Source organism: Rhodopirellula halodulae (genome assembly GCF_020966775.1).
In the GTDB taxonomy this organism is placed as follows: domain Bacteria; phylum Planctomycetota; class Planctomycetia; order Pirellulales; family Pirellulaceae; genus Rhodopirellula; species Rhodopirellula halodulae.
On record NZ_JAJKFV010000029.1, the window covers coordinates 2,258,911 to 2,285,825 of the forward strand.

Here is a 26,915-nt window from a genome sequence, read left to right on the forward strand (position 1 = left end):
TCATGAGGAGGCTCCTTGGGTATCAGGTGCAAGCCACCGCATGCAGTCGGGGGATTGCCGGATCTTCTCCGCACAGCTCTCAAGATGTGGGCGAAGTTTTTTGACAAAGGCGTTGTACCGGCGGGGTTCAAACAGTGGTTCCCATCCCACGCTGTCCAGCAATCGATTGCCGTTGCGACGAATGGTTTGTCGTGGATCCTCGATGCCGACGGCGTTGAGCGATGGGCTTGTTGCCTCCAACACCAATCCACCGTAGCTGAGCGACCACAATCCAAAGACCAAGTCTTGAATCAACTGCGATGCGGCTCGGCCTCGCTCCGGTTTCAAGTGTCCTTGGTCGATTGCCCGCTGAATCACGCCACCGAGGGCTCCAATGCATTTCTGTTCGCAATCCGATAGCAAGTCACGACGTCCCGGCGAAGTCTTTTGCCAAACCACGTCGTGGCGAATGATTTGTTCAATCGCGAATTCGTCCGGCATGTGATCGGCGTAAACCTCGACAGCGATGCCAACCGCCGCACATTGGTCACGGGGGACGGTTTGGCTTTGAATCGCACATTGGAACAACGCGATTCGACGCTGAACGGCACGGGTCGCGAGGGCGAGTTGGATTTCTTCTTTGTTGGCAAAGTGGTTGTAGATTGTGCCGCGAGTGCAACCCATTTCTTTCGCGATGGCGTTCATGTTGATCGCGCCCGTGCCACCGCTGCGGAGCATCGGAAACGCTTTGTCCAGAATCCGAGATTCACGTTGCTGAATCTCGAATTGCTTGGGCGTCAGTTGAGGCGGCGTCGATTCGGTGGCGGATGCGTGCATACCGACATCATGGTTGCGACCTGGAATTTGACAAGGCGCCAAAATTGACATTTTGTCAAAAAGTGGGAGCTGGTCATTCGACAATTGGTCCGCGCATGAAAAAAGCCGTGCCTCGGAGGAAGCACGGCTTTTCGATAAAACGTTTGTGAAGGTTGGGAATCAGGCGGCGGTTGCCTTGTCGCCCGCACCTTCTTTCTCGGCCAAACGAGCTTTCTTTTCAGCAACGGTTCGATAGTCGACCACGTCCCAAACCAGTCCAGTCGCACGAAGCAACTTGATGGCTTGCCAGGTGATGTCGAACTCCCACCACTTGTGACCGTGTTTGGCCATGCGTGGGTAAGCGTGGTGATTGTTGTGCCAGCCTTCGCCGTAAGCCACGATGGCGACCAACCAGTTGTTGCGGCTGTCGTCGGTGGTTTCGTAGTTCTTGTAGCCCCACATGTGCGAAGCACTGTTGACCATCCAAGTTGCGTGAAGCACGGCAACCAAACGGACGAACATGCCCCAAACCAGCATCGAGATCCCCAGTTCCCAACCGCCGAAGGCATAGCCGATGCCGAGCAGTGCGAACGAAGCCACGATGTGAATGGGCAGGAAGAGCACGTCAAAGGCACGCATCACGGGATCTTTGTACAGATCCGGCACCCAACGTTTCAGGTAAGCGTCGCGATCGCCGTTGTGCGTGTGGAACGCCAACCAGAACACGTGGCTCCAGACGCTGCCGTCGTGTGGTGAGTGCGGGTCGCCTTCGAGGTCACTGTGGGCGTGGTGTTTGCGGTGATCAGCGACCCAATCCAGTGGAGAACCTTCGCCGGCGAAACAACCGATGGCGGCGAAGGTGTATCGCACCCAGTTGTAAGTCTTCATGCCGGTGTGAGTCAGCAGGCGGTGATAACCCAAGCAAATGCCGAGACTTCCGGCGACCCAGTGAAGCACCAGGGCGGTGATCAAACCGGTCCAGGTGAACGTGAATGGGGCGGCGAGGCAAACGAGGTGAGCCATCGCTAACCAGCCGACTGCCCACCAACTGATGTTGTCCATGCGGACGCGATCGGCCTTGGTCGGTTTGGCTTGATCGCGTTTTTTGGCCTCTTTCTGAGCGACCAGCGACGAAAAACCGTCGGCGTCTTCTTTGCCAGGTTGATCCAAACGCAGGTTCTTGCCCGCATCTGGCGTATCCAAAGTGGCGGGTGCCGATTGGATTTCAGGTGATTGTTTATCCTCGTTGCCCTGCTTTTTGACGGGGCCCCGGTTTTTGGTGGGTTCAACAACGGTCGACATCAGAGAACGATCCTGGTCTCGTGTTCACTACTGGTCCAGTCAAAACGCGGCCAGGGTTGGCGTGCGTCTCGATTCCGCGGGAAGAATAGCAACCCGATGCCGTTTCGAGGTCTCGCTCAATGTAAATCCGTGTAACGGTTGTGTAATTGTTGGCTGGGCCCGCCGATTCCAGAGGGGGCAGGTTGCAGCCGAGGGGGCGATCTGGTTCTTTTGAGGGCGCAGATCGAGCGGTCAATGGGCGGACACCGTCAATCCATGACCCGGTTTGCTTCCCCACCCCACCCATTCGCCCAGCTTCTAGCTATCCGAATCAACCGTCCGAAGTTGCAAGGACGAGTTGAATCGAGGCTCTCGCACACGTGAACACTCCCTCCAACGATTCGGCTGCGGTGAACTCGTCGCACGGCCAAGGTGACGCCGTTCCGTTGGCGATACGTTTGCAACAGCGTGCCGAGATGCTCCGCGAAGTGCGCTGGTTTTTTGACTCACGTGGTTTTATCGAAGTCCAGCCACCGTGTTTGAGTCGCGATTGCGTCGTGGACGCTTTTCTGGATCCGATCGAAGTCGACGCGTCCCAGGTCGGCTGCACCGAATCGGATGCTCCCGAGCGGTTTTATCTGCAAACTTCGCCCGAGTCCGCAATGAAACGGTTGCTGGCCGAAGGTGCCCCGTCCATCTACGCGATCACACCTGTGTTCCGTAAAGGTGAGATCGGGGATCGGCACAACGTCGAATTCACCATGTTGGAATGGTACGAGGTCGCGGGTGACGGGCGATCCGCCATCGCATTGATGGGCGACCTGGCCACGGAAATTTTGCGAGTCCCTTCCTATCAAGTCGTGACTTACCGCGAGGTGTTCCAATCGCATCTTGGTTTCGATCCGATTGATGTGCCGGTGAATGAGTTGTTTCGGCATGTCAATGATTTCGACGCGGTACTGGCTGAGTCAATCGGTCCGGATCGTGATGCGTTGTTGGATGTGCTACTGAGCGAACGGATTGAACCAGTGTTTGCCAGTGAACAGCCCACCATTCTGACTCGCTATCCGCTGACGCAAGCCGCTTTGGCAAAGCCATGCGAAGCAGATCCGCAGTGTGCTGAGCGGTTTGAGTTGTTCTATCGAGGCATCGAGCTGGCCAATGGCTACGACGAACTACTCGACGCAGACGAGTTGGTCCTGCGATACAAGCAAAACAACGAAACGCGAATACGACACGGGCGTCCAGCGTTGCCGGTGCAGACGACTCTCGTGGACGCCATGCGTCGTGGGTTGCCGGAGTGCAGTGGCGTTGCACTCGGCATCGACCGATTGTTGATGCTCCGTGTGAACGCTGACTGCATTGAAGATGTGATTCCTTTCCCCACCCATCGAGCCTGATTGAAGACCATGCAACTTTCCTTGTTCCGTCGATGTGTGTGCGAGGTGATCGGGACTTACTGCTTGGTGCTGCTGGGGTGCGGCGCGATGGTGGTGGAGTCGCAAACGGGGCTGTTGACACATGTGGGTGTCGCCACCGTTTGGGGATTGATCGTTTTGACAATGATCTATTCGATTGGTGACCTGTCGGGAGCTCACATGAATCCGGCGGTTTCGTTGTCGTTTGCTATCGTCAAACGTTTGCCTTTCCCGGATGCCATCGCTTACATCGTTGCGCAGTGCATCGGTGCGACATTGGGTGCGGCATCGCTGTTGATCGTGTTGGGGAACGACGAGATGAAACTCGGGGCCACCATGGCAACGTTGCCGGACGGGTCGGCTTGGGCTGTGGAGTTCATGATGACGGCGATCCTGATGTGGATTGTCATGGGGGTTTCAACGGGTGCGAAAGAGAAGTCCATCACCGCTGGTTTGGCCGTGGGGGCCACCATTGCTATGGAAGCCTTCGTCGCGGGGCCGTTGACCAAAGCGTCGATGAATCCGGCTCGCAGCCTGGGACCCGCGGTCATGTCGAACCACTATGATTTGTTATGGCTGTATCTGACCGCACCGTTTGTGGGAGCCATCGCGGGCGCGTTGCTGTATCAGTTCGTGCGGGTTGAAAGTGATTCCGAGACCGAGGAAACCAAGGTGAATGAAAAACTAGCGACCGTCGTGGTGCTGGCCATCGGTTTGGCGTGGGGAGGCTCGGTCGCCACGGCTGACGATTCGAAAGCTTTGTTGCGTCCCAACGACCGGATCGCCGTCATCGGGGGAACGTTCGTGGAACGCATGCAGCCTCGTGATGAATTGGAAGCCGCGTTGCAAACACGACGACCGGATTGGAAGTTGTCGTTGCGAAACTTGGGGTGGTCCGGAGACACGGTTTCCGCGATCGCACGCAAGCGTTTTGAAACCATCGAAGCCGGGCGAGCTCGCAGAATCGCGGACATCGAGGCCGCTGATCCGACCGTTGCATTGGTCTGGTACGGCCAATCCGAAGCGGGTGACTTTCAAGAGAACGCTGATGCCTACCAAGCGGAACTGATGCGGTTGGTGGACGATTTGCAGGAACGTTCCATTCGAGTGGTACTGCTAACCCCGGTGTCGGTGCCTGGTGATCGCCGACCGGATTACAAGGCCGGTTTGGAGGCTTTCACAACGATGCTTCGTGACGTGGCTCGAGCGAAGTCATTGGCGTTGGTGGAGCTGAATTGGCATCCGACGGAGGAGCAACTTGTGGAGGACCGCTTGCTACCCAGCGATCTCGGCTATCGCCAATTGGCCGCCCAGCTTTCGCAAGCCTTGCTGGCTTCGCCGGAGCACCCAGCAACAGCGGATCATGACGACATATTGGAGGCTGGCGAAGATTCCAGCCGCAATGCTTTGTTGGACGCGATTGCTCGAAAGAACGCTTTCTTTTTTCATCACTACCGGCCGCAAAACGAGACGTACCTGTTTTTGTTCCGCAAGCACGAACAGGGCAACAACGCGGTGGAAGTCGAGCAATTCAAGCCCATCATTCAGGCCGCGGACGAAGCGATTTGGAAGGCGGCTGGCCGGGCTTCGTCTTCGTGATCTCGCCCCATCGCTGAGTGCATGATTCGACTACAATGGCGGCCTCCCCACATCCCGCCTCTCTTTACGGTTGAATATGCGCCCCATCGTTTCAAACCTTCGTTCGTTTCTATTGATCTTGGTTGGTGCCGTTGCCGTCCAGCACGGTGCCAATGCCGCCGACCAACTGCCGCCGACCCCCGAACGTGATGGCGTCCAGCCTCGCAATGTGGTTTTCATCCTGACCGATGATCACCGTTTTGATGCGATGGGCTGCGCCGGGCACCCGTTCTTGGAAACGCCGAACCTGGATTCCATTGCGGCCAACGGAACGCACATCAAGAACGCGTTTGTCACGACCAGCCTTTGTTCACCCAGTCGTGCATCGATCCTGACCGGTTTGTACACGCACAAACACCGTGTGATCGATAACAACCGTTTGGTCCCCGATGGCACGTTGTTCTTTCCCCAGTACTTGCAACGTGCCGGGTACGACACCGCGTTCGTGGGCAAGTGGCACATGGGCGGCCACCACGACGACCCACGTCCCGGGTTCGATCATTGGGTCAGCTTCCGTGGTCAAGGAAATTACTTGCCACCGGGACCGAAGTACACGCTGAATGTGAACGGCGATCGTGTGAAGCAGAAGGGATACATCACGGACGAGTTGACGGACTACGCCGTTGATTGGTTGAAACAACGCAGTGACGACAAGCCGTTCTTTTTGTATCTGTCGCACAAAGCCGTCCACTCCAACTTCACTCCCGCCGAGCGGCACCAAGGTCGCTACGCCGAAGAAGACCTGAGCTTCTTGCCCACGGGGAAAGAGTTATCGGCGGAGAAGAACACGCCTCGCTGGGTCCGTGACCAAAAAAATAGCTGGCACGGAATCGATTTCTCTTATCACAGCGACAAAGGTTTGGATTACCTCTATCGTCGTTACTGCGAGTCAGTTTTGGCTGTGGACGACAGCGTCGGACGAGTGTTACAGCAGCTCAAGGATATGGGAATCCACGACGACACGTTGGTCATCTACATGGGCGACAATGGCTTCATGTGGGGCGAACATGGTTTGATCGACAAACGTGTTTCCTACGAAGCCTCCATTCGGGTGCCGATGTTGATGCAGTGCCCCAATTTGTTCGAAGGCGGAAAGCCGATCGAAAACGTGATCGGCAACATTGATGTCGGCCCAACGATTCTGCACGCGGCCGGCCTTCAAACACCGGAGTACATGGATGGTCAAAGCTTCCTCGATCTGCCCAATGACCGCGATGCGGATTGGCGAAAGTATTTCTTGTACGTGTACTACTGGGAAAAAAACTTTCCTCAAACGCCCACGCAGTTCGCCCTTCGTGGCGACCGGTTCAAGTACATCACGTACTACGGGTTGTGGGACACCGACGAGCTTTATGACTTGCAGACGGATCCGGATGAACTGAACAATCTGATCCACGATCCAAACTACAAATCCGTCGCGAAGGAAATGGAAAACCAACTCTATTCGATGCTTGGTGACGAAGGCGGAATGGACATCCCGATGAACCAGCCGCGTGGTGGTTCGAACAACAAGCGTTGGGCGGAACAAGGTGGTGAGGATGCCGCTGACTTTCCAAAGGCATTCGTGGTGGAACAGCCTTTGAATCGCAACGCCAACTGATCTTTGTGGTCCAGATGACAATTTGTTTCAGCGGAGCGACCTTGCTCGCCCGCTGAAATTCAGCACCGTCGCCGTCCGGTTTCTTTAGTGTGTGTCGTAGCCTCGGTTAACACTCAGCGTGCGGCGATTGCCCTTTTCAACTCATGCACGCCCGTTTGGGCATCCCGAAAGCGTCTCTCATGATGAATCGTTACGCTTGCATCACTTTGTTTTTGGCGGTCGTGGCATGGTCTTGCGAGTCTGCATCGGCTGACGTCGCTGGTTCGCGACCGAACATTGTGTTCGTCATGGCGGATGACATGGGATGGGGCCAGCCCGGGTTCAATGGCGGCGATCCCAAACTGACGCCGAACATGGATCGTTTGGCTTCGGAAGGAATGCGGCTGAACGAGTTTTACACCCACAGTGTGTGTGCTCCGACCCGTTCCGCTTTTTTGACGGGGCGTTACGCATTCCGAACGTGGAGCGATTGGCGGTCGGAAGACTTTGGCAAACCCAGTTACCTTGCCAAATTGGGTTTGGAGCTGGCTCACAATGAACGCGGTGAACCCACGCGACGCATTCACGCGTTGGACACGGACGAGCGAACCATTGCCGAAGCACTGCGAGATGCGGGGTACTTCACTTCACTGATTGGAAAGTGGCACCTGGGCGAATGGCTGCCGGAGCACTTGCCGATGGGGCAAGGTTTCCAACATCAATACGGGCACTACGCTTGGGGAATCGACTACTTCACCAAGACCATTGTTCACAACGCGCCTGCCCGTTTCGCGGTCTACGACTGGCACCGCAATCAACGACCGGTCCAGGAAGACGGCTACGCCACGGATTTGTTTGCGGCGGAAGCCGAACGGGTGATCGCGGAACGCAAGAACGATGACCGCCCGTTTTTTATGTATGTGGCCTTCAATGCGGTGCATGGGCCGTTGAACCCGCCGCCGGGATTTCAAGGTGCTGCGGACGATCCGATGGCAATTCGCGAGGCGATGCTGAAACGATTGGACACCGCACTGGGTCGAATTAGCGACGCCATTGATCAACATGGTTTTCGCGACAACACCGTGTTCATCTTCACCAATGACAATGGGCCGGTGCTGGAAGAACTCAGTCAGCCGTTCCGCGGAACTAAAAACACCACTTTCGAGGGTGGTGTGCGTCAGCCGGCGATCATCCGTTGGCCCGGCCATATCGAGCCGGGAACCAGCAAAGATGGTTTGATGTTCATCGCCGATTTCTTCCCGACCTTCGTGACATTGGCGGGTGGCAGCCACACACAACCACGCCCGGTCGACGGAATTGACATGACTTCCATGTTGTTTGAGGGCGGTCAAAGCAAGCGAGAAGAGATCGTCTTCGATGTTTCGGGCAGCGTGCGGATGCCTACCATTCGGCGAGGTGATTTCAAGTTGATGGGCGATGCGCTCTACGACATCGCAAACGATCCGTTCGAGAGATCCGACGTCGCGTCTGAGCATCCTTTGTTGGTCGCGGAGTTGAAGACTCGATTGTCGGAGATCGGCGAGGAGCGACCACCGCTGGGAGACAAACCGCTACTGATGGATCCTCCCCTGCCTTATGTCTACGGATTGGAGGAACAGCAAGACGTCCCAGCGTGGCTGATCCAGGCCGTCGAGAAGGTCCGTGCCACGCAACCCAAGGAGTGGGCGGAAGGAGAGACGCCTTGGCCCAAAGCTCCCATCGGCCCCGACGCCAGCAAAATGACTGGCCTCAAAGACGAGGCCGTGAAGTGATGCGAATTTGGTTTGATTGTCGCTGACGAGCTCGCTTTCGGTGGATCCTGTCGATGGCATTGGAAGTCGCGAAGAGCGACGCGTGTTGGTTCTTTTTTGTAACTTAAATCCTGCGTCCGGAAGGGGCTTTCATGTCACGGATTCTTTATCTGGCAGTCACCTTGTCGACTTGCGTCTTTGCCGTTTCGGCTGCCGCGGAGAACACCGTCAAAATTGACGGGACCTCACACATGGCAGAATTCAGCAGGGCGGTCATTGAATCGGCCGAACGAGCCAACTTCCTTTTGCATTGCGAGAATCAAGAATCTGGCGCGGGGGCCGGGCTCAAGCACTTCGTCATGAAATACACCGACATCAACAAAATGACGAGAGAGCTGAAGGAGCGAGAGCGGAAACAGTGTGAGAACAGCGACTTTCATTTCTTGGAAATTCTTTTGGCGCACAGTCGCGATGAGGCGGAAACATTCAGGCTGTTGGTGAACCGCGAGTCATTGACGAAAGAAAGCGTGAGGATCTTTCTGGGGCACTGTCTATCGGATAGCGTCCAGGCTTTGGCGGACCAGCATGCAAAACGACTGGATGCCGCGGAATTGAGAGAAGCAAGAAATCGATTTCGAGAGGCGATTTTCAGCACGGTGGCAAACGTCAAGTAACGAACGTTCAAACTCGTTGAGGAAATGAATCCGTGTCTTCGTTGTTGAAAAATGCCTTGGCTTTCGTTGCTGGCGTGGTTTCGGGAAGCGTCGTCAACATGTCGATCATTCTCGTTGGCACGGCATTGATTCCGGTTCCGGACGGAGTCGATATGTCCGATATGGAGCGTTTCTCAGAAAACCTCAGGCTTCTCAAACCGGTCAACTTTTTGACGCCTTTTTTAGCGCATGCGATCGGAACTCTGACGGGTGCCTGGGTGGCTGCAAAACTAGCGGTCAGTGCAAACATGAAGATCGCCTTGGGTATCGGAGCGTTCTTCCTGCTGGGCGGGATCATGATGGTGGCAACGTACGGAGGACCTCTTTGGTTTGCGATCTTGGATCTGCTGGTTGCGTATGTTCCGATGGGATACCTGGGCGGAAAGTTGGCTGGAGCGAAGAAGGTCAGAACCGCCTGAGTCAGCACGCTGTCCACCGGTCCTCGCCGAGTTCTGCGGTTTCGATCGTCCAGCCAGTACAGGAGCACTCAGCTTCGTGGGAGTTCGCAAAGTTCTCCGCCTGTGGGAATTGAGACGTTTTACGATCGAAGGCAACTCGACGCATAACGATGCGGTGTTTACGTCAGCTCTACATCGCACGCACTGACATCAGCGGCGAGGGCTTTGCAGAGCTGCAATCAACATTGTCTAGTTGCAAGGTGGTCGACCAGGTTTGAGTCGATTTCGCTCGAAATGCTTTGTCCGATTGCTGGCCGGTGGTGGGGGGGCGCGTTGTGGCAACCAAGTTTCGAGCTGATCATCAGCAAGCCGATGCATTTGATCTCGAATGCGATTGAGCCCGTTTGTGTTTTCGATATCCATTTTTTCCTTGCCGACTTCGTCGCTATGCTATTGGTTTCTGGATCCACCAACCGAGAGAAAGCATGAGCGGCGCCTCAACCCTCAACGATATTCCGATGCCCTTCCGTGAGCGATACACAGACATCGTTGAAATCGTGGAAGCGTTTTGCCGGGACCACTTGAACGATGAATACTTCGCTGTTTCTCGGGAATTAGCAGCTCACGTTTGCCAAGAAGGCTCGCCGGTGCGTTCGGGGAAAGCTTCTAGCTGGGCGGCAGGAATTTTGTGGGCTGTTGGTCGCGTGAATTTTCTCTCCGACCCGGCTTCTGAGCCTTGCATGACCCAATCGCAATTTGCGAAAGCGATCGGTGTTTCCGTCGCGACCATCAGCGCCAAGTGTCGGGTAATCTGGGACGGGATGGAGCTGATGCAATTGGACCCCAGGTTTTCGATCGCCAGTCAACAAGACTCGAACCCATTGGTTTGGATGGCGGAAGTGAATGGTTTTTTGATGGACCTTCGAACCGCCCCGCGAGAGATACAGGAAGCTGCTTTCGAGCAGGGAGTCATTCCCTACGTTCCCGACGCCCGATCAGACGAGGCATCGGACTGATTGTTGGATGGAGGGCACCAATTTCCGCTTTCAAGCTCCGAGGACGAGCGATCGTGCGATACGATGAAACGCCGATCCAGGAATTGCCTGGAGTCAAAGCTCATGCATTCGTGGATCGGTCGAGGATTGCAGGGAACCCTCAAAGAAAGCAACTTCAATGTCTGTGTGGAAGAATTTACAAGCGTTGTTCGTAGTCACATTTGTGCTTGGATGCACTTCGCGGGAGATGCCTCCTCATCCATTGACACGTCCATTGGTTGAAACGCTTGCTTGCCGGATCGTGGCAAGCGGTGCATACGATGCTGCCTTGGTTGCGGCTGCCCGAGCGGAATCAAGCCGCGTCGTCAGTCAAGCTGGAAAGACCGTTGGTGAATGGGTACCTGTAGCCGACCCGAGCTTGGCTGCTTCCGACATTGACGCACTGCCGGATGCGGTGTTGCGTCAAACTGAGTCAGGTGCAGAAATCCTTGTCGTGTTTTCTGAAGGTGACGTCACCGATGCGGATGTTGCCGCGGTCCACTCTGGTGGTTCCGACCTCGATGGGCAACCGACCATCACGCTCACCCTGACCGATGAGGGCTAAAAAAAGTTTTTCGACTTTTCCGTCAAAAACGCCAGTCGTCATGTGGCGATTATTGTCGGTGACGCGGTCCAGTCGGTGCCTCAGATACAAACGCCGATCAGCGATCAGTTCGTCATCGTTTCTCCGACGCAAGCCGCATCTGACAAACTTGTACTCGCACTGACTTCGCCGCCAACAACGACGGAGTCATCCGATGCGCTCGAGTCACGCAACTGATCGTTTCCAAAGCAGCCGGGGCACCGCAACGAAGTGTGTTCACAAAACGTCGCTTACGGCGCTGAGCAAGCCGCCGACGGTTGCTGAAATCTGCGAGAACCACAGATTCCTTAGGTGGCTTCGATCATCCCCGGCCGATAAGCCATGAGCAAAAGCGAGGATCGATTGCCACTCAAGCAAAGAAGAGCACACCCGGCAGGATTCGAACCTGCAACCCTCGGTTCCGAAGACCGATGCGCTATCCAATTGTGCCACGGGTGCGTTTGAAAGATGGGTGGCTCGCTGGAGAGCTTGCCACGACCTGCGACAGTATGCCGAACATCGCCGGGTGTGACAAGCCGGACAGGATGACTTTCATTTGCTATTCTCTGCCGTCCTGCAGTGAATTGCATCGCTGCGAAACAAGTGATTTGGATGGATCTTCGGTGGCGTTGAATTTGAGGCAAGATGTGAGTCGATCGAGACGCGAAAAGATGGGCTGGACACTGGGATCGCTCTTGCTGGGGTGGATGTTCGCTTGGTCTCCACTGTCGGCTTCCGCAGCAGGGTCGACGAAGTACGCACGTAGCGATAGCGACAAGCCGTTTTTGCATCACATCGATTTGTATGATCGCAACAACCGAAAGATCACCGCGGATTCGACGGAGCCCTATTCGGTTGAGAAGACCTGCGGACGTTGCCACGATCTGGAGACGATCGCCCACGGATGGCACTTCAACGCTTTTGCGAGCGAGCTGGAACGCCAGCGATTGAAGGCGGAAGCGGGGAACGAAGCGGAGTCGTCCGAGGTTGCCAAGCAGTCCGGGGAAAATCCTGACTCAGCGAAAGAATCAATCGCATCTGATCACGCAGTCGAGCACGACGCATCGCTGTATGACGGGCGGCCTGGCGAGCCTTGGATTTGGACGGACGCACGCACTGGGACTCAATTGCCGCTTTCTTATCGAGATTGGAAGGGACGATTCAATCCATCCGAAATTGGAATCAGCACGCATGAGATGACTCAGCAATTTGGCGCTCGGATTCCAGGTGGCGGTGTGGCGGCGGATTGGGATGCAAAGGCTGAGTCGGAACTGCAGGATAGCGAGCCGACTCGTTGGCCGATCACCGGAACGCTCGAAATCGACTGCATGGCGTGTCATGCGAAGTCGGGCGTTTACGATTTCGAACGGCGGCGTGAAATCATCGAGGATCAAAATTTCGCGTGGGCTCCCACCGCGGCGTTGCGATTGGGGGAGGTGTCCGGTTCCGTTGCGCGGTTGAAAACGGGGACAGATCTCAGCGACGAAAAAGTCCAGGCGAGGTTGCCGAAAGTTGAGTATGACAGCCGCCGATTCTCATTGGACGGCACCGTGTTCTTTGACCTCGTGCGAAAGCCTGAAAACGGCGCGTGTTACCAGTGTCACAGTCAGCGAACCGTTTCCGATTCCGGGATCGACGAGCGTTGGAATCACGATCAAGACGTTCACCTCCGCGCGGGCATGGCGTGCGTGGATTGCCATCGCAATGGAATCGATCACCAAACAGTGCGAGGATTTGAAGGCGAACAACACCCGGCCGGGGCAGCCGTCGCGACGCTCAGTTGCCGAGGTTGTCACATGGGCAATGCCAACGAAGCGGACGATCATGGGGGCTCGCTCTCGTTGACCGAAATCGCTTTCCGAGCCGGTCGTTTGGGTTCGCCGTACCCAAATCACGAAGGATTGCCACCAGTACACTTCGAAAAGTTGAGCTGTACGGCTTGTCACAGTGGTCCCATTCCTGGGGACCAGGCCGTTGGCTTGATGACCTCGCTTTCGCATGGGCTGGGCGAAAAAGGCCATCGCACGGGAGCGGAGCTACCCAGCATTCAAGGGCCCGTGTTCGCGAAGGCGGAAAGCAACGGATTGGTGACACCACACCGCGCGATGTGGCCGGCGTATTGGGGCAAGGTCGTCGATGGGCGAGTGTCACCGTTGCCACCGGAAGAGGTTTACGCCAAAACCCGTCGTGCACTACGTGTCCGAAAGGACTTCATCGAAGAGGTTTCGGCCGAAGGGAAGGAGACGTTTGACGAGAAGGTTTCCGCCGCACTGGAGGCCATCGAGAAAACGATGGAGGTGGAGCAAGCGGTTTACGTTTCAACGGGCGTCGTGTTCGCTCGTGGAGAGCAAGACGGCACGCTTCAGGAAGTTACCGTCGCCAACCCGGAGGCAGTCGAAATGGTTCGTTGGCCGATGGCTCACAATGTTCGCCCGGCGGGTTGGGCTTTGGGAGCCACAGGGTGTTTGGAATGTCATTCCGACGATGGGCTGGTGTTCACTTCGACTGTAGCAGCGAAAGGACCGGCGCCGATCGAGGTTGAGCCTGTGAGCATGGCCGCAATTCAAGGACTGGATGAGGCGACTCGATTGGAATGGAACCAATTGTTCGGTGGACGGAAAATGTTCAAGGTCCTCACAGCGACTTCGCTGATCGTGTTGTTGTTGGCTTTGGTGGGGAGTTGTTTGCCAAGCATGAAGTCGCGGATGGATTAGACGGCGACTCAATGAATGAGTTGTTGCTGAGAAGGAATCTGGTTGGTTGATTGGTTTAATCGGAGTCGTGTTTTGTTGTCTTTGATTCGAAACGTTTCGTTGTTGGTTCTCGCGTTCGCGACGGGAGTGTCTTTCGCGACGGCGTTGCCCACGTTGTGGGGCGGGCACTTGGGAGGCGCGACGTTGCGTTTTCACATGATGGCCAGCGGCGCCGTGGTGACGATGTTGCCAGTCTACGCGGTGGTTCAATTGCTGCAGCGAAACCGGGACGCACAAGGTTCGATGCTGGAGATCAGCGTGTTTCGGGCGCTGCTGGTGATGGGAGTGGCAACGATCGCGACCATGTTCGTTTGTATGTTGCCGATTGCGTCCACGGACACCATGCATGAGTTGGTCGAGCTGCATGGATGGTTCGGTTTTGTGCTGGCGGCGCTGGTAGCTCTCAGCGTTTGGATCGCGGTGAAGATGCGGGCGGAACGGAGTTCCAGCGGCCACGCGGCAACATAAGGAACGGTCTAACAGAATTGTCGGCCGCCACGGCGTGCTGAGACCGAGTCAGTATGTAGGCCGGACCGCAGCGAAGCGAAGTTCCGGCAATCCCCAACGTTGTAGCGGAATGGGCGCGAGCCCTCCGGTGTTGCGTCATCGGCAACTGGTTGCCGGCGCGGCCGTTTTGGATGGGAGTCCCGTGCTTGAACCACGGGCAGGTAGCACCGTTGGCCGGCATCGCTTTGCCTGACAGCAACTCAGCGAGGTTTGGAAATCCAAACGGCCGAGGCTTGGCCTTGAGGCGTGATGTTCAGGTTGATGAAGCTGTCGCCGGCGGGGCGATCGTTGCTGGTCACCGCCGCGATCGGGCAACTTGCATCCAGTTCATTCAGGTTGCGAATCGGGAACAGCTCACTTCCGAGGCATTGCAGGCTGGCAATCATTTCCACCATCCCGCTGCCGGCTCCGATGTTGCCCAAATGGCCTTTGGCTGTGGTCACCGGAGGTTGGGCTTCTGGGAATCCGAACACATCCGCGATGGCGGCGGCTTCGCAGGTGTCGGTGTCAACGTCGGACAAACCGTGTGCATGGATGTGCCCAACGTTCACGGGACCATTGCTTTCGACCGAGCCATTTTCGCGTGCGGATCGAATGACGCCTCGCAGGACGTTTGCAAAGCCGGTGCGAGCGGGTTGGTCACCGGCAGCCGGGCCAACGGCACTGCTACTGCAAGCGATGATTTCGCCGTAGATCGTCGCGCCGCGTTTTTCGGCGTGTTCCAATGATTCGCAAAGCAACGCTCCGGCGCCTTCGCCCACCACGCTGCCATCTCGCGTTGCATCAAACGGGCGAGACATCTGCGTTGGGTCTTCTGTGTCCGATGCCAGGTTCTCTTGCATGGAAGCGTGAAGCGTCCGCAATGTGTGCACGCGTGAACCGGTGGAGCCAACGACCAGGGCATCCGCGTGACCGCGGGAGATGGTCGACACGGCTTCCGACAATGCCGCGCCGGCGGAGGCTTCTCGCAGAGTGATCGAGTTGTTGGGACCGCGGAGGTCGTTGTAAATCGCAATGTGCGAAGCGGGCATGTTGGGCAAGTACTTCAGCAACCACAGTGGATTGACTTTGGGCAACCCGAGATCGCCCCACTTGGTGAAATCAAATTCGCCGTCGGTCGTGCAGGCCGCGATGCCTTCGGCGTATTCTTCCGGCAGCGACATGATGTAGTCACATCCGTACACGACACCGGTTCGGTCGCGATCAAAGTCGTCTGGGTTGTGACCGCCGTGATGCAACGCCAGTTGAGCGGCCGCGACACCCATCTCAATTTCGCGGCACATGACCTTGCTGCCTTTGCGGATGGTCCGCTGCAAGGTTTTCTCAAGCGGTCCGTAGTCGCTGATGTGGCCAGTGAATTGGTTGGCCTCGGCTCCATTGCTGATCGGCAATGCATCCGTTGGGATTTGGGTGAACGGAGCGATGCCGCTCTTGTTTTCACGCAATCCGGTGAGAAGTTCGTCCGGGGTGTTACCGAGCGGGCTGATCACGCCGATGCCGGTGATGACAACGCGTTGGGCGGAAGAAGCTGGCATAGACGAAAATGGATCTGAATGGTTTCACCCGAGCCACGCGGGGCCGGATGCAAATGGAGCGGGTTCGGGGGACTTTGCGGGCCGGCGAAGATAGCAAATCCGGCTCCGGTGCGGGAGTCGGATGTTGCTGGGCCAATCGCGGTCGGACGTGGGTTGGCCTCGTTCGAGGGGGCGATTGCCCGTCGAGCGGTTCAAGACACGGGGATTTCATTCGCTCATGAAATTCACTTCCCTGCCGGTGGTCGCGGAGTAAACGACCGGCGAAGGGCGATCAATAGCGGCCGCGATTGGGGGCGGAAACGCGAGTTCCGATTTGCGGAACCAACGGAGTCGTCGTCAGGTTGTCCGACGCTCGGCCACGAAATTCGACGAACATCAGTGCGTCGGAACGTCCCGCGGTGGTTCCGGTGATCGAGCTGAGATTCAACAGCGGAACCATCGATTGATTCCGTTCGGGGCTGGCAACCACGCCGCAAGAGAGCAGTAGGACCATATCCGATGGCCAGCGAAAACGTTCGTGCAAACGCCAGCTGACAAGTTGTGGGACTTCGATCTTGGTGCGGTGGACTTGGTTGTTTGGCAGCGGCAGGTCCAGTTCGACGGGCACAAATTTGTCGACTTGGTCGATGTCGGCTTTGATCACGCAGTCCAGGGTTCGACCGTCGACGCTGAGCAGCGGGCTGACTTCGATTTGAAAGCCTTCTTGGATTTCGCCGGTTTCCGGTTCGTACGGCGGCCAGTGTGCGGGTGACGGTTTGACGTTCAGGACGTAGTTGCGACCGCGGGTGCTGGCGAGTTTTTCCGTTTGGCCGTTGTTCATGATCAGGTCGACGGCTTGAACTTCACGAACGTCGGTACGCGAACGCAGAGTGTTCATGACCAAAGCGGCGTTTTCTTTCGTCAGCAACCAAGCCTGCAGGCCCGGTGACTGAACGTTGACGTGCTGCATCAACATGTGAGCGTTGCTGCGCCAATTTGGATTGCTGACGGTCATCAAACGCAAATTCATGACTTGGGGTTCTTTGTCACCCGCGACGAAACGTTCGACAATGCCCGCGATGACTTGGTGCATTTCGTTGGTGTGATAAACCTTCAGCTCGTCACGGTCGGCACTCATGAAACCGAATGGTTCCGTGTGCCAAACGTCCGTGCCGGTCTCGCGAACGATCCAGTCCACGACGGCTTGGTGCGGGCGATCGTGTTTGGTCAGGTAACCGGTGTAGGGGCTGAGGTTGTAAACGCGGTGTTCTTGTCCAGCTTCGCGAGGCAGTTGACCGCCGGCGGACAGTTGACCCGATGCGGCACCGCTGGACGGCAACGCGTTGTTGGCCGAGCCTCGATTTCCGGACGAGGGTGGCGTTTGCAAGCTTGGCGGTGTGTTGGCAGCGTTCGGTGCCGGCGTTCGCGGCGCGAAGCCTTGCGAATTGTTGTCTGGTGTGTTGCCGGGGGAGGTCGATGGCCCGCGTGCCACCGAGTTGGATGGCAGGCTGAACGATTGGGCGGCGAGCGGCTCGCACGCGATCGCAACGCCAGCGGTCAGCAAGCATGCGGAGGCGATTCCACGAAAAATGCGTGAGCGAACGGATTTTGGGAAGGATCCCAGAAGGTTTGCTTGGGCCATGGTGGGTTGCGATTGAAAAGAGTCGGGCATGAGAAGCCAGCAAAACACGGAAACGGGACCGTGGATCACTCGCACCGACGCCTATACCGAAACCCGCAAACTCGCAGCAAGTCCGAAAGAAACGCGGGAAACTGCGATCCAACTACGATCAGCCCAACTACGATCAGCACGCGAAGCGGCGAAAAAGCGAGCGGCGACCCGTCGAAATGAACGTCCGCGATCCCGCAAGGCCAGCCGGCGTGCGGTTCAATCTTCGAAAACCGCTTCTTTAATGTTGCGAACCAGAGCCTGTCGTGTGAACGAGATCGCTTGGATCGAATCCACGTCGACGCCCAGTTGGCGGCCGAGCTTCAGTGCCAAGTCGACATCGCGGACACCGTGATATTGATTGACGACGCGGCGGCCGAGGTTTGGATCCGGCACCGAGATCGTTTGGTCGCGGTATCGATAGCTGCTTTCGAAGGCGTCGGCCAATTCCTCGATCCAATCTTCGGGAACTCGGCGGAGCCGACAATGTTCCACGCTCCACAGGTCATCCCCATGGCATTCGTCGAGAAGGCTCAACGCCACGTCGAATGGCAGACTCATTGGACGACCGTGTCGATCTTGGCGGCCAAGATAAAATCGTTCTCGCTCAACCCGCCAATGGCGTGCGTGGTCAAGACGACTTCGAGATGCCGATAACCGGTGAGATGCAGATCAGGATGGTGCTGCTCTGCCTCCGCGAGATCCGCGATGGATTGGATCAGGCTCACCGCTTTTACAAAGTTGCCCGTGTTCAACCGTCGACGAATCGTGGTGCCGTTGTCATTGAGTTCCCAATTTGGCAACGCCTTCAAATGGAACGTGGCGGTGTCCGCGCTGATCTGGTCAACGCCACCCTCGCAGGGAACGCAGCGTTTTAATTTCCAGTCGATGTGGGTTGGTTCTGATTTCATTCCTAAATTTTAACATGTCGACGGTGAATTGATCGAGACTTGCATCATCGGTTGTGTCCGGATGTTTCGATCCGTGTCGCTTCTTCGTGAGGTTGTCGATCGATCGGGGAAGGCGACCTCGTTTGTGAAAAATCCACGACGCGAAAAACGCTTGATCGACGAGGTCGGCGTTTGTCGTTAATCTGAAACGCATGAATGCTCCCGGTCCCGACTCCGCCTCTTCCGATCGCGAATTTGAAATTCGTTTGGTGGAGCAGATCCGCGCGGGAGACTCGGATGCTTGGCAACAGTTGATCGATCGCTTCGAAGGTCGTTTGTTGGCCTTTGCCAAACGACGTTTGAACGACACGTCGACCAGCGAGGACATTGTTCAGGAAACCTTTGTGGGGTTCCTGGTTTCGCTTCCCAATTTCGATTCGCGTCGACGGTTGGAGAGCTATCTGTTTTCGATCTGCAGCTACAAGTTGACGGACCATCTGCGGCATGTCGGGCGACGTCCCGAGTTACCGTTGCTCAGTCGCAGCACCCCGTCGGGAACCGGCAGTGGCGAAGTCTTGCAGGCCGATGGAATGCGGTTGCCAAGTTCCATCTGTCGAAGTGCGGAACGACGCGCGTTGGAACAAGATTTGGTGGTGGAGGTCATTCGTGAACAAGTCGCGAATTGGCAATCACGCGGGAACTTTTCCAAGCTGAAGGCGATCGAGATGTTGTTCGTCTTGGGCCGTGGCAATCGAGAAGTCGCCGAACGGCTGGATCTGACCCAGCAGCAAGTCGCGAATTTGAAGAGCGATTTTCTGACCCGAATCGCCGCGGTGATCAAGCGACGCGATCTGAATTTGGACGTGTTTCCGGAATTGCGAGACGAACCCACGTCGTCTGGCGGTTGAACGCTCGGTCCCAAAATGGTGGCCTCACCGCCGTTGCGACACCCCGCAGCAACTTCGGCACGATGGTTGCGTTTGAAGGTTGATGGATCCGTTTCCTTCAAGCATTTGGTGAAGTCGTGGGTTTTCTCAAGCAAACCTTTTCTGAGTTTTCAAAAGACCGCTGCAGCACGTTGGCCGCTGCCCTCGCTTACTACACGGCGTTCGCCCTGCCGCCGCTGTTGTATCTGATGTTGACCGTTTTGACATTCAGTTTGTCGGTGATGTACGACAGTGAACAAGCAACGGAAAAGGCGCAAACCATTCTGCAGAGCCAAGCATCGCAAATGATCGGCAATCCCGCGGCGGTGGATCAGATCGAAACGATCATGAATAACAACGAGGCGGCCTCGGGGAAGTGGTGGAAAACGCTGCTGAGTTTTGTTGGCATTTTGGTCGGGGCCACAGGAGTCGTCGCGGCGCTCCAAGCGGCGTTGAACCAAGTGTGGGAGGTCAAACCGGATCCGGAAACCAGCGGTGTCAAAACAATGATTGGCAAACGATTGCTGTCGTTTGGAATGATCTTAGGGCTTGGTTTTCTGATGCTCGTGTCGTTGGTGGTCTCGTCCGTGCTGTCGGCACTCGGGGATCAAGTCGGCCAATGGGTGGGAATGTCTCAGGTTGGTGCCGAAGCGGCCAATTTTGGCGTGCAGGCACTGGTCGTGTTTGTGATCTTCGCAGCCATTTTCAAATTCATGCCCGATGCGGTCACGCGATGGCGTGACGTTTGTGTCGGAGCCGCGATCACCACGGTGTTGTTTCTGATCGGACGCTACGCGATGCAGTGGTATTTTTCGATCAGTGATCCTGGCGCACAGCTCGGAACCGCGGCGGCTTCGCTGGCCGTCTTGCTGGTCTGGGTTTATTACAACGCGATGATTGTTCTTTTGGGGGCGGAAGCCACTCAGGTTTACGCGGTGCGATACGGAGAAGGCATTCGTCCCGAACCCGATGCCGTTCGCGTGGTCGAGCAGATCAAGCATGGTCGCAATGCACCCAGTGCAGGATAAGCTTCGCTGACTCAATTCGCCGACGTTGTCTGTAGCAACGTCGGCGAACGCTTGATTGATGACGCCGTTCGCGACCCCGTTAGTTTTGTTGGACGGGAGATGTTGTCGGGGAGTGATTGCATCCTTGCTGATTAAGTTTGCTGATCAACCTCGCTGATGATCACGATCGGTGGCCTCTCGAATGGTCGCTAGCGTTTCCGGTTGCAGCAATTCCAATTGCACCGCGATCTCAGCAGCTTCCGTGCTGTCTTTGACCAAATGCATTGGCACACCAGCCCGATAGCTTTTTTCTTGCCACTGAGTGACGCGTTCGTCATGTTTGCTGTTGGAAAGAGGGTTCACGTCGCGAATGAAGATGGCTCGAATACGATCGCCCATCTTTTCTGCTGCGGTGGCATACAGTCGAGCATCTTGTTGACCGGAATCACCCACCAGCACAAACGGTAAGTGCGGGAGGTCATTCATGATTTCCAACGCGCGATGCAGTTTGTGATCATGACCGGCCGCGATGAACTTGTCCGGATCGACTCCAAGGTCTCGCAGGAACAGTGGACCGCTGGGGATCGAATTGTGTTGCAGAAACTCGTCCAGCAGATCGTAAAGGTTCCAAGGTGATGAGGAGACATAAAAAATCGGGTTGCAGTTGGGGCCGTGCAACGTTCCTCGGCGTTGCATGCACTGGTAAAGCTCGGCTGCACCCTCCAGCGGTGCGCGCGAACGTGCGTTGCTGAGCAGAGTGAGCTTTGCCATGGTCAAGAAGTCGGTGGCGGACGAGTGCAAAATCGTGTCATCGACGTCACTGATCACGCCATAAGTCGCCGTTTCCGGGATGTTGAGAATAGGGCACGTCGTGATTGATTCCAACGACGAAACGGCATCATGTTCGGCGATGCAGACGCGTGCTTCCGTCCACAGCTGCGAAGCGGGCTCCGTGCGGCGGTCCGGAATCTGGAAGTGGAAGTAACCTTCGCGGTCGCTTTGGGAAGGGTAGGTTTCGCCGTCCCACTCGGCTTCCAGTAGTACGCCCGGTACTTCATCGCTGGCGAAACGGCGGTACGAGTTGGATAGATTCTGCCACCATCGATCTTGTCGACCGCGAATTTCTCGAGGTGGGTTGGTTAGCACCCGGCCTCGCAAATGAATGTGCTCTGGCGTGGCGTACCCGCGGTAGCTTTGGATTTGTGGAACGCCCACCCATTGTCTGCTCCGACGCAATTTTCGAATGGCATCGTCGGCAATATCATCGACGGAAGAGGCGGCTCGTGTGAGCCACCGACGGACTTGTTGATTGAGGCTGGATGGATCGGAGGTTTGCATGACAATGTGTTTTCGCGAAGTGGGTGAACACTGCTTCGCGAATGCAAACCGCACGCCAGAAGTGTCTGATCAGGCGTCCAGAAGCGACTTGGCGATTCGAAGCAAACGATTGACTTTCAATGGTTTACTCAGGTACTCGTCAAACCCTTCGCTGATCAGTCGCCGCCGCGTGCCTTTCATTGCATCGGCGGTGAGCGCGATGATCGGCAATTCGATGCCTTGCGCGCGAATTTCGTGAACCGCGCCGAGACCGTCCAGTTCCGGCATTTGCATGTCCATCAAACAGAGATCAAACGGAGAATCGGTTTCGATGGAACGCAGGATCATGTCGACGGCTTGGCGACCGTTCTCGGCAACTTCGACTTCGCACCCGGCCTTCTTCAAGAAGTGTTGGGCCACGAATCGCACATCACGCATGTCATCCGCGATCAAAACCTTTGCGTTCAAGTGAACGTCTTGGTCCACTGAATTCTTGTTGCCGTCGTTGTCGTTTTCGTCGTCCGTTTTGATGGTCAGCCGACCCATTTCGCCGATCGGGTCAACCGGCAAACGCACGGTGAATTCGCTGCCCTGCCCTTCGCTGCTCTGAACATCAATCGTGCCGCCGAGTGCGTTGACCAGACGCTTGGTGATGCTGAGTCCTAATCCGGTTCCGCCAAAGCGATTCGAGATCGTCGAGTCCGCCTGCACAAAGGGTTCGAATAGGGTGCGTAACTTTTGTTCGGCGATCCCGATCCCGTTGTCGATGACTTTCAAAATCAAAAACGTTTGATCGTTTTCGCGTTCGGCTCTGGCGACCAAATCAACGCGTCCCTTGGGAGCAAACTTGATCGCGTTGGCGACAAGATTGATCATGATTTGTCGCAGTCGCGCCGGGTCGGTCGTGATGCTGCGAGGAAGCGGTTCGCTGATGTCCAGGTGCAAGGTGTTCTGGTAGTCGAGCGTCCGCATCTGCATCGTTTCGTAGATGTCGCCTAAGACTTCGCTGAGGGAAACGCTGTTGTTCGCAGTCGTGAACTTGTTGGCCTCGATTCGCGATAGATCCAGCACATCGCCGAGCAATCGCAACAAGTAGTCCCCGTTTCGCTGAATGGTTCCGAGATATTCCTGGGTCGTGTTCGGATCCGGATCCTCTTGCAGAATTTTGGTGAACCCGAGCATCGCCGAAAGTGGCGTCCGCAGTTCGTGGCTCATGTTCGCGAGGAATTGGCTCTTGGCTTCATTCGCCGCATCCGCCGCGAGTTTTGCTTCGCGTAATTCGTTTTCCGTTTGCAATCGTTGTTGAATGTTGACGAATGTGACCACGGCGCCGATGAAGTTGCCGTCTTCGCGGATGGGGTGGCACCAATATTCGACGGGGAACGTTTGACCGTCTTTTCGGCAGAACTGTTCATCGAATCGATTGATCGCATCACCGCTGCGGATAGCGGAAAACATGCTGAAGTCTTCACGCTCGATGGACGAGCCATCGGCTTTGCACGGTCGTGCCAGGTCGACCAAGTCCAGCCCCACCAACTCGCTGCCGTTTTCGTAGCCCAGCATTTGAGCCGCTTTTTCGTTGCTGAACGTGCAGCGACCGTCGATGTCCAACCCAAAGATGCCTTCGGCGGTGGAGTCGAGCAACAGACGGATGGTTCGTTCGTTGGTTTCCGTCTGTCTCGCAATTTCAATGCGTTCGGTCACGTCGTTTTGGACACCGATGAAGTGGGTCAGCGTCCCCGTTTCGTCTTGCACCGGCGTGATGAACAAATCATTCCAAAACGGCGTTGAGTCCTTCCGGTAGTTCTTGATCAACGCACGAATCGAGTCGCCTCGATCCAAAGCAACATGGATGTTCCGCACGGTTTGCGGATCGGTGTCTTCGCCTTGAAGGAAACGACAGTTGCGACCGATGACATCCTTCTCGGCGAAGCCGGTCATTTCCAGGAAGCCGCGATTGACGAAGGTGATGGGGTGGTCGGGCTGAGAGCAGTCGGTAATGACCACGCCGTTGGCTGCGGATTGAATCGCTTTGCTGAGCAATCTCATTTGCGATTCATGCGACTTCCGTAACGTGATGTCGCGGATCGAAGCAAATGTGAATTGTTCGTTTTGATTCTCGACCGGCGTCAGAGCAATTTCGACGGGCACATCGAGCCCGCCACGGTTTTTCAAAATGGATTCAAACAGCACCCCGCCGTTTTCGTGAGCCTCTTTCAATCGGTCCGGGAACGATTCCGTTGATTGGGGCGATTTGTAGCGTGACAAGGGATTCGATAGCAATTCATCCCGCGGCATATCGAGGATTTCGCACGCCTTGTGATTGGCGTAGCTGATCTTGCCGTCTTCGTCCAGCAAAGCCAACGCATCGATATTCGCGTCGGCCATGAATTTGAACTTCAAAACGTCTTGTTCGGCTTGGCGAAGTACATCGACGTCCACGAACGCGATCACCACACCGCACATTTCGTGGTTGCGAAGGTACGGTAGGGCGCGAACGAGATAGGCGGTTTGGTGAACAGTGACTTCCCACTCGAGTTCTTTTCGTTCATCTCGAACTTGTTCCAGACGTTCAATGAACGAATCATCAATGACGGGCTGCAGGAAAGTCGAAAAGGCGCGGCCGACGTCGTCTTGTTCAATCAGTAGCAGACGCGAAATTTCGGGTGTGATCCGCCGAATGCGGAGGTCTTCGTCCAGGAAGATCACGCCGGCCCGTGTGGTGCTGAGCAAGTTCACCATGTCGGCGTTGGCTTCGTTCAGTTCATTGACTCGAAGCTGAAGCTCAGCGTTGACGGTGTAGAGCTCTTCGTTGACGCTTTGAAGTTCTTCGTTGGTACTTTGCAGTTCCTCGTTACTGGCCACCATCTCTTCATTTGTGGCCTGCAACTCCTCGTTGGAGGTTTCGAGTTCCTCGATCGTCGCCTGCAAATTTTGGCGATTGAAGTTGAGTTCCTGTTCCAGGTTCTCGATTCGCGAATGCGCGGCGACGCTGAAGTCGTGAGTTTCCTGGGCGGACGAGTCGCTCGCCGATTCCGCCTGCAATTCTGCCAACGTTGATACGATCTCGGTGGGTTTGAACTGGATCAGTGCGAACTTACCGGCGGCGTGAGGCACGTCGTAAGGCTCCACCACCAGTTCCAAGTGCCAATTGGGGCCATCACTTGGCGAGGGGATGCCGTGATAGTGAACTGGTTTTTGTTGCTTCATTGCTTGGGTGACAGCCGCACCAATCGACGCCCGAAGCTCTTTGGTCACCATGTGAAGGATGTTGTCCGTGGGGACACCATTGGGAACCCGCAGGTATTGGTTGACTCCCGGAAAAATATGCAGCACCCGAAAATCGCTGTCGATCAACACGCTGGGTGGCATCTTTTCAGCCAGCAACGCGTTGTAGACCTCGACCATGTTGTCTTGACGGCGGGGTGCTGGCGATGACCCGAGGGAAGCCGAACGCGGTGCCCGATCCGAGATTCGTTGGTCCGTCAGTGGCATCCTGAGTTCGATCGGCAGGCGAACGTCTCGACGTTTGCGAAAGATTTTCCACTGTGCGTTGATCGAGTCGAATTCGTCGCCGATATCGCCAACGCTCTCGCTGGGGCCGAGAAACAACACGCCGTTGGTTTTGAGCGCGAAGTGAAACAGCGAAAGTGTTTTGCGTTGAGCCGGGGATTGCAGATAGATCAACATGTTCCGGCAGGAGACCATGTCCATCTGCGTGAACGGCGGGTCGTTGATGACATTCTGTGCCGCGAAAACGACATTGCGACGCAGCGTGTCTTTGACCACGTAGTCGTTCTCGCGTTGCGTGAAAAAACGCTCGCGACGTTCTTCGGAAACCTCGGCCAGTTGGGCTTCGTTGTAGCAGCCCGCAGCGGCGTATTGCAGTGAGCCTCGGTGAGGGTCCGTGGCGAACATTTTGAAATCAATGTCGCGGCCTGATTTCTCAATCCCCTCGCGCAAGAGCATGGCGATCGAATAGGCTTCTTCGCCCGTGGCGCAACCACAGCACCACACGCGAATGGTTTCGTCGGCGCGTTCGATCAGATCAGGAATGACCACGTCTTGGAGTGCGTCGAAGGCTTCGCGGTCTCGGAAAAATTTGGTCACTCCAATCAACAAGTCTCGGTAGAGCTCGTTGACTTCTTCCAGATGCTCTTCGACGTAGTGCACGTAGTCCGCGAGGCGGTCCAGGTGCAACAAGTCCATCCGACGTTGAATGCGTCGATGGACCGTGCCGGTCTTGTAGTGATTGAAGTCAATGCCGTGGTTCTTCTTCAGCAATTGAAAGACCCGGTCCAAGCCGGTTCTTTGAATGGATTCCAACGTTGAAGTTGTCGTTTGATCGGAGCGCTGCCCATCAAACAGGTATTGCTGGATGGCTTCGCCAATGTGTTCTGGCGGCAATTGCAAGTCGACGACGCCGGTGTTGCGAGCATTCATCGGCATGGAATCAAACTTGCAAGTCGATGGTTCTTGGACGATCACCAAACCGTCGTTGTTGCTGATCTCGACGACGCCGCGCGATCCATCGCTCCCCGTGCCTGACAAGATGATTCCGATCGCATGCTTCCCTTGGTCTTGTGCCAGTGAACGCAAGAATTGGTCGATCGGGTGCGTCAGAATTTTTTCGCTTCCGCGATCGGTCAGCAGCAACTTGCCATTGCTGATCACCATCTCTTTCTTCGCGGGGATCAAATAGATCGTGTCGGGTTGAACCTCAACGCCGTTGTTGACGACTTCCACCGGAATGTTGGTGACTCGCCGTAGCAAATCATCCATGTGGCTTTTGAAGTCGGGGGACAGGTGTTGAACCACGACAAACGATGTGCCCGTCGCCACAGGCATCTTGCTGAATAACTTTTCAAGTGCCTCCAGCCCTCCAGCGGACGCACCGATCCCGACAACGAAGTGTTTTGGTCGAGACGGCGAGGAGGTCTCCGGTTCCGATGCTGATTCGGCGGAGTCGGATTCTTCAGAGTGAACGTTCGGGTCGGCCATGGAGAAGGGTCAAGAAGGACGGGTGGTCATCTTCGGGGCCCTCGGACGCGATGGCGTTTGCGACGCCGGGCTGTGAGCCAGAAGCAAATGGATCGATGGCAATCAGCTCGCATTCATCGCTCATGAATGTACCGGAAAGCG

Annotated in this window: 20 protein-coding genes, 1 tRNA gene and 1 pseudogene; 13 read left to right on the top strand and 9 right to left on the bottom strand. The window is 56.1% G+C overall.

Annotation, left to right across the window (positions count from 1 at the left end):
• A complete protein-coding gene (locus tag LOC70_RS21015) occupies nt 1-816 on the bottom strand; it encodes a TetR/AcrR family transcriptional regulator (RefSeq protein WP_230255933.1) in 816 nt (271 codons plus the stop codon).
• Between the two features lie 159 nt (nt 817-975).
• Nucleotides 976-2,097: an acyl-CoA desaturase gene (locus LOC70_RS21020; RefSeq protein ID WP_230255934.1), complete on the bottom strand. Its 1,122-nt coding sequence runs from the start codon at nt 2,095-2,097 to the stop codon at nt 976-978.
• Between the two features lie 389 nt (nt 2,098-2,486).
• Here LOC70_RS21020 and epmA point away from each other — a divergent pair, with 389 nt between their 5' ends.
• From epmA to LOC70_RS24645, 9 genes and pseudogenes are all read left to right on the top strand, one after another.
• Nucleotides 2,487-3,476 carry an EF-P lysine aminoacylase EpmA gene (epmA, locus tag LOC70_RS21025; protein WP_390889098.1) on the top strand — a complete coding sequence of 330 codons (990 nt, stop codon included), beginning with the start codon at nt 2,487-2,489 and terminating at the stop codon, nt 3,474-3,476.
• Nucleotides 3,477-3,485: 9 nt separating this feature from the next.
• The gene (locus tag LOC70_RS21030) at nt 3,486-5,093 is read left to right on the top strand and encodes an aquaporin (RefSeq protein WP_230255935.1); all 1,608 of its coding nucleotides are present in this window, start codon (nt 3,486-3,488) and stop codon (nt 5,091-5,093) included.
• 76 nt (nt 5,094-5,169) lie between these two features.
• Nucleotides 5,170-6,732 (top strand): sulfatase family protein, encoded by a 1,563-nt coding sequence (locus LOC70_RS21035; RefSeq protein WP_230255936.1) that lies wholly within the window; start codon nt 5,170-5,172, stop codon nt 6,730-6,732.
• Between the two features lie 179 nt (nt 6,733-6,911).
• On the top strand, nt 6,912-8,483 hold the full coding sequence (locus tag LOC70_RS21040; protein ID WP_230255937.1) for an arylsulfatase B: 1,572 nt from the start codon (nt 6,912-6,914) through the stop codon (nt 8,481-8,483).
• 131 nt (nt 8,484-8,614) lie between these two features.
• Nucleotides 8,615-9,136 carry a hypothetical protein gene (locus LOC70_RS21045; RefSeq protein WP_230255938.1) on the top strand — a complete coding sequence of 174 codons (522 nt, stop codon included), beginning with the start codon at nt 8,615-8,617 and terminating at the stop codon, nt 9,134-9,136.
• Between the two features lie 32 nt (nt 9,137-9,168).
• Nucleotides 9,169-9,594, top strand: a complete 426-nt coding sequence (locus LOC70_RS21050; RefSeq protein ID WP_230255939.1) for a hypothetical protein — start codon at nt 9,169-9,171, stop codon at nt 9,592-9,594.
• Nucleotides 9,595-10,058: 464 nt separating this feature from the next.
• The gene (locus LOC70_RS21055; RefSeq protein ID WP_230255940.1) at nt 10,059-10,589 is read left to right on the top strand and encodes a DUF6398 domain-containing protein; all 531 of its coding nucleotides are present in this window, start codon (nt 10,059-10,061) and stop codon (nt 10,587-10,589) included.
• A gap of 226 nt (nt 10,590-10,815) precedes the next feature.
• Complete coding sequence (locus tag LOC70_RS21060; RefSeq protein ID WP_230255941.1) at nt 10,816-11,172, top strand: hypothetical protein; 357 nt, start codon at nt 10,816-10,818, stop codon at nt 11,170-11,172.
• Nucleotides 11,173-11,184: 12 nt separating this feature from the next.
• Nucleotides 11,185-11,388, top strand: a pseudogene (locus LOC70_RS24645) (hypothetical protein); the annotation flags it as partial.
• A gap of 187 nt (nt 11,389-11,575) precedes the next feature.
• Here the strand turns inward: LOC70_RS24645 and LOC70_RS21065 are convergent.
• A tRNA-Arg gene (locus LOC70_RS21065) sits at nt 11,576-11,649 on the bottom strand.
• Between the two features lie 188 nt (nt 11,650-11,837).
• On the opposite strand from LOC70_RS21065, the gene LOC70_RS21070 reads away from it, so the two are divergent.
• Together LOC70_RS21070 and LOC70_RS21075 are read left to right on the top strand one after the other, a co-directional pair.
• Nucleotides 11,838-13,904, top strand: coding sequence for a hypothetical protein (locus tag LOC70_RS21070; protein WP_230255942.1), 2,067 nt, complete (start codon nt 11,838-11,840; stop codon nt 13,902-13,904).
• Between the two features lie 75 nt (nt 13,905-13,979).
• Nucleotides 13,980-14,411 carry a hypothetical protein gene (locus LOC70_RS21075; RefSeq protein ID WP_230255943.1) on the top strand — a complete coding sequence of 144 codons (432 nt, stop codon included), beginning with the start codon at nt 13,980-13,982 and terminating at the stop codon, nt 14,409-14,411.
• A 239-nt stretch (nt 14,412-14,650) separates the two neighbouring features.
• Here LOC70_RS21075 and LOC70_RS21080 read toward each other — a convergent pair whose 3' ends face one another.
• The 4 genes from LOC70_RS21080 to LOC70_RS21095 form a co-directional block, all read right to left on the bottom strand.
• On the bottom strand, nt 14,651-15,985 hold the full coding sequence (locus tag LOC70_RS21080; protein ID WP_230255944.1) for a beta-ketoacyl-[acyl-carrier-protein] synthase family protein: 1,335 nt from the start codon (nt 15,983-15,985) through the stop codon (nt 14,651-14,653).
• Between the two features lie 271 nt (nt 15,986-16,256).
• Nucleotides 16,257-17,606, bottom strand: coding sequence for a hypothetical protein (locus LOC70_RS21085; RefSeq protein ID WP_230255945.1), 1,350 nt, complete (start codon nt 17,604-17,606; stop codon nt 16,257-16,259).
• 246 nt (nt 17,607-17,852) lie between these two features.
• Entirely contained in the window at nt 17,853-18,194 is a 342-nt protein-coding gene (locus LOC70_RS21090; RefSeq protein ID WP_230255946.1) for a hypothetical protein, read from the bottom strand.
• Nucleotides 18,191-18,544, bottom strand: coding sequence for a 4a-hydroxytetrahydrobiopterin dehydratase (locus tag LOC70_RS21095; RefSeq protein WP_230255947.1), 354 nt, complete (start codon nt 18,542-18,544; stop codon nt 18,191-18,193). Before LOC70_RS21095 ends, LOC70_RS21090 begins: the two co-directional genes overlap by 4 nt.
• Nucleotides 18,545-18,735: 191 nt before the next feature.
• Here LOC70_RS21095 and LOC70_RS21100 point away from each other — a divergent pair, with 191 nt between their 5' ends.
• Together LOC70_RS21100 and LOC70_RS21105 are read left to right on the top strand one after the other, a co-directional pair.
• Entirely contained in the window at nt 18,736-19,431 is a 696-nt protein-coding gene (locus LOC70_RS21100) for an RNA polymerase sigma factor (protein ID WP_230255948.1), read from the top strand.
• A gap of 116 nt (nt 19,432-19,547) precedes the next feature.
• Nucleotides 19,548-20,477: a YihY/virulence factor BrkB family protein gene (locus LOC70_RS21105; protein ID WP_230255949.1), complete on the top strand. Its 930-nt coding sequence runs from the start codon at nt 19,548-19,550 to the stop codon at nt 20,475-20,477.
• A 144-nt stretch (nt 20,478-20,621) separates the two neighbouring features.
• Here the strand turns inward: LOC70_RS21105 and LOC70_RS21110 are convergent, their stop codons facing one another.
• Both LOC70_RS21110 and LOC70_RS21115 read right to left on the bottom strand, forming a co-directional pair.
• Nucleotides 20,622-21,794 (bottom strand): App1 family protein, encoded by a 1,173-nt coding sequence (locus tag LOC70_RS21110; RefSeq protein WP_230255950.1) that lies wholly within the window; start codon nt 21,792-21,794, stop codon nt 20,622-20,624.
• A gap of 69 nt (nt 21,795-21,863) precedes the next feature.
• Nucleotides 21,864-26,774 (bottom strand): chemotaxis protein CheB, encoded by a 4,911-nt coding sequence (locus tag LOC70_RS21115; RefSeq protein WP_230255951.1) that lies wholly within the window; start codon nt 26,772-26,774, stop codon nt 21,864-21,866.
• Nucleotides 26,775-26,915: the final 141 nt, after the last annotated feature.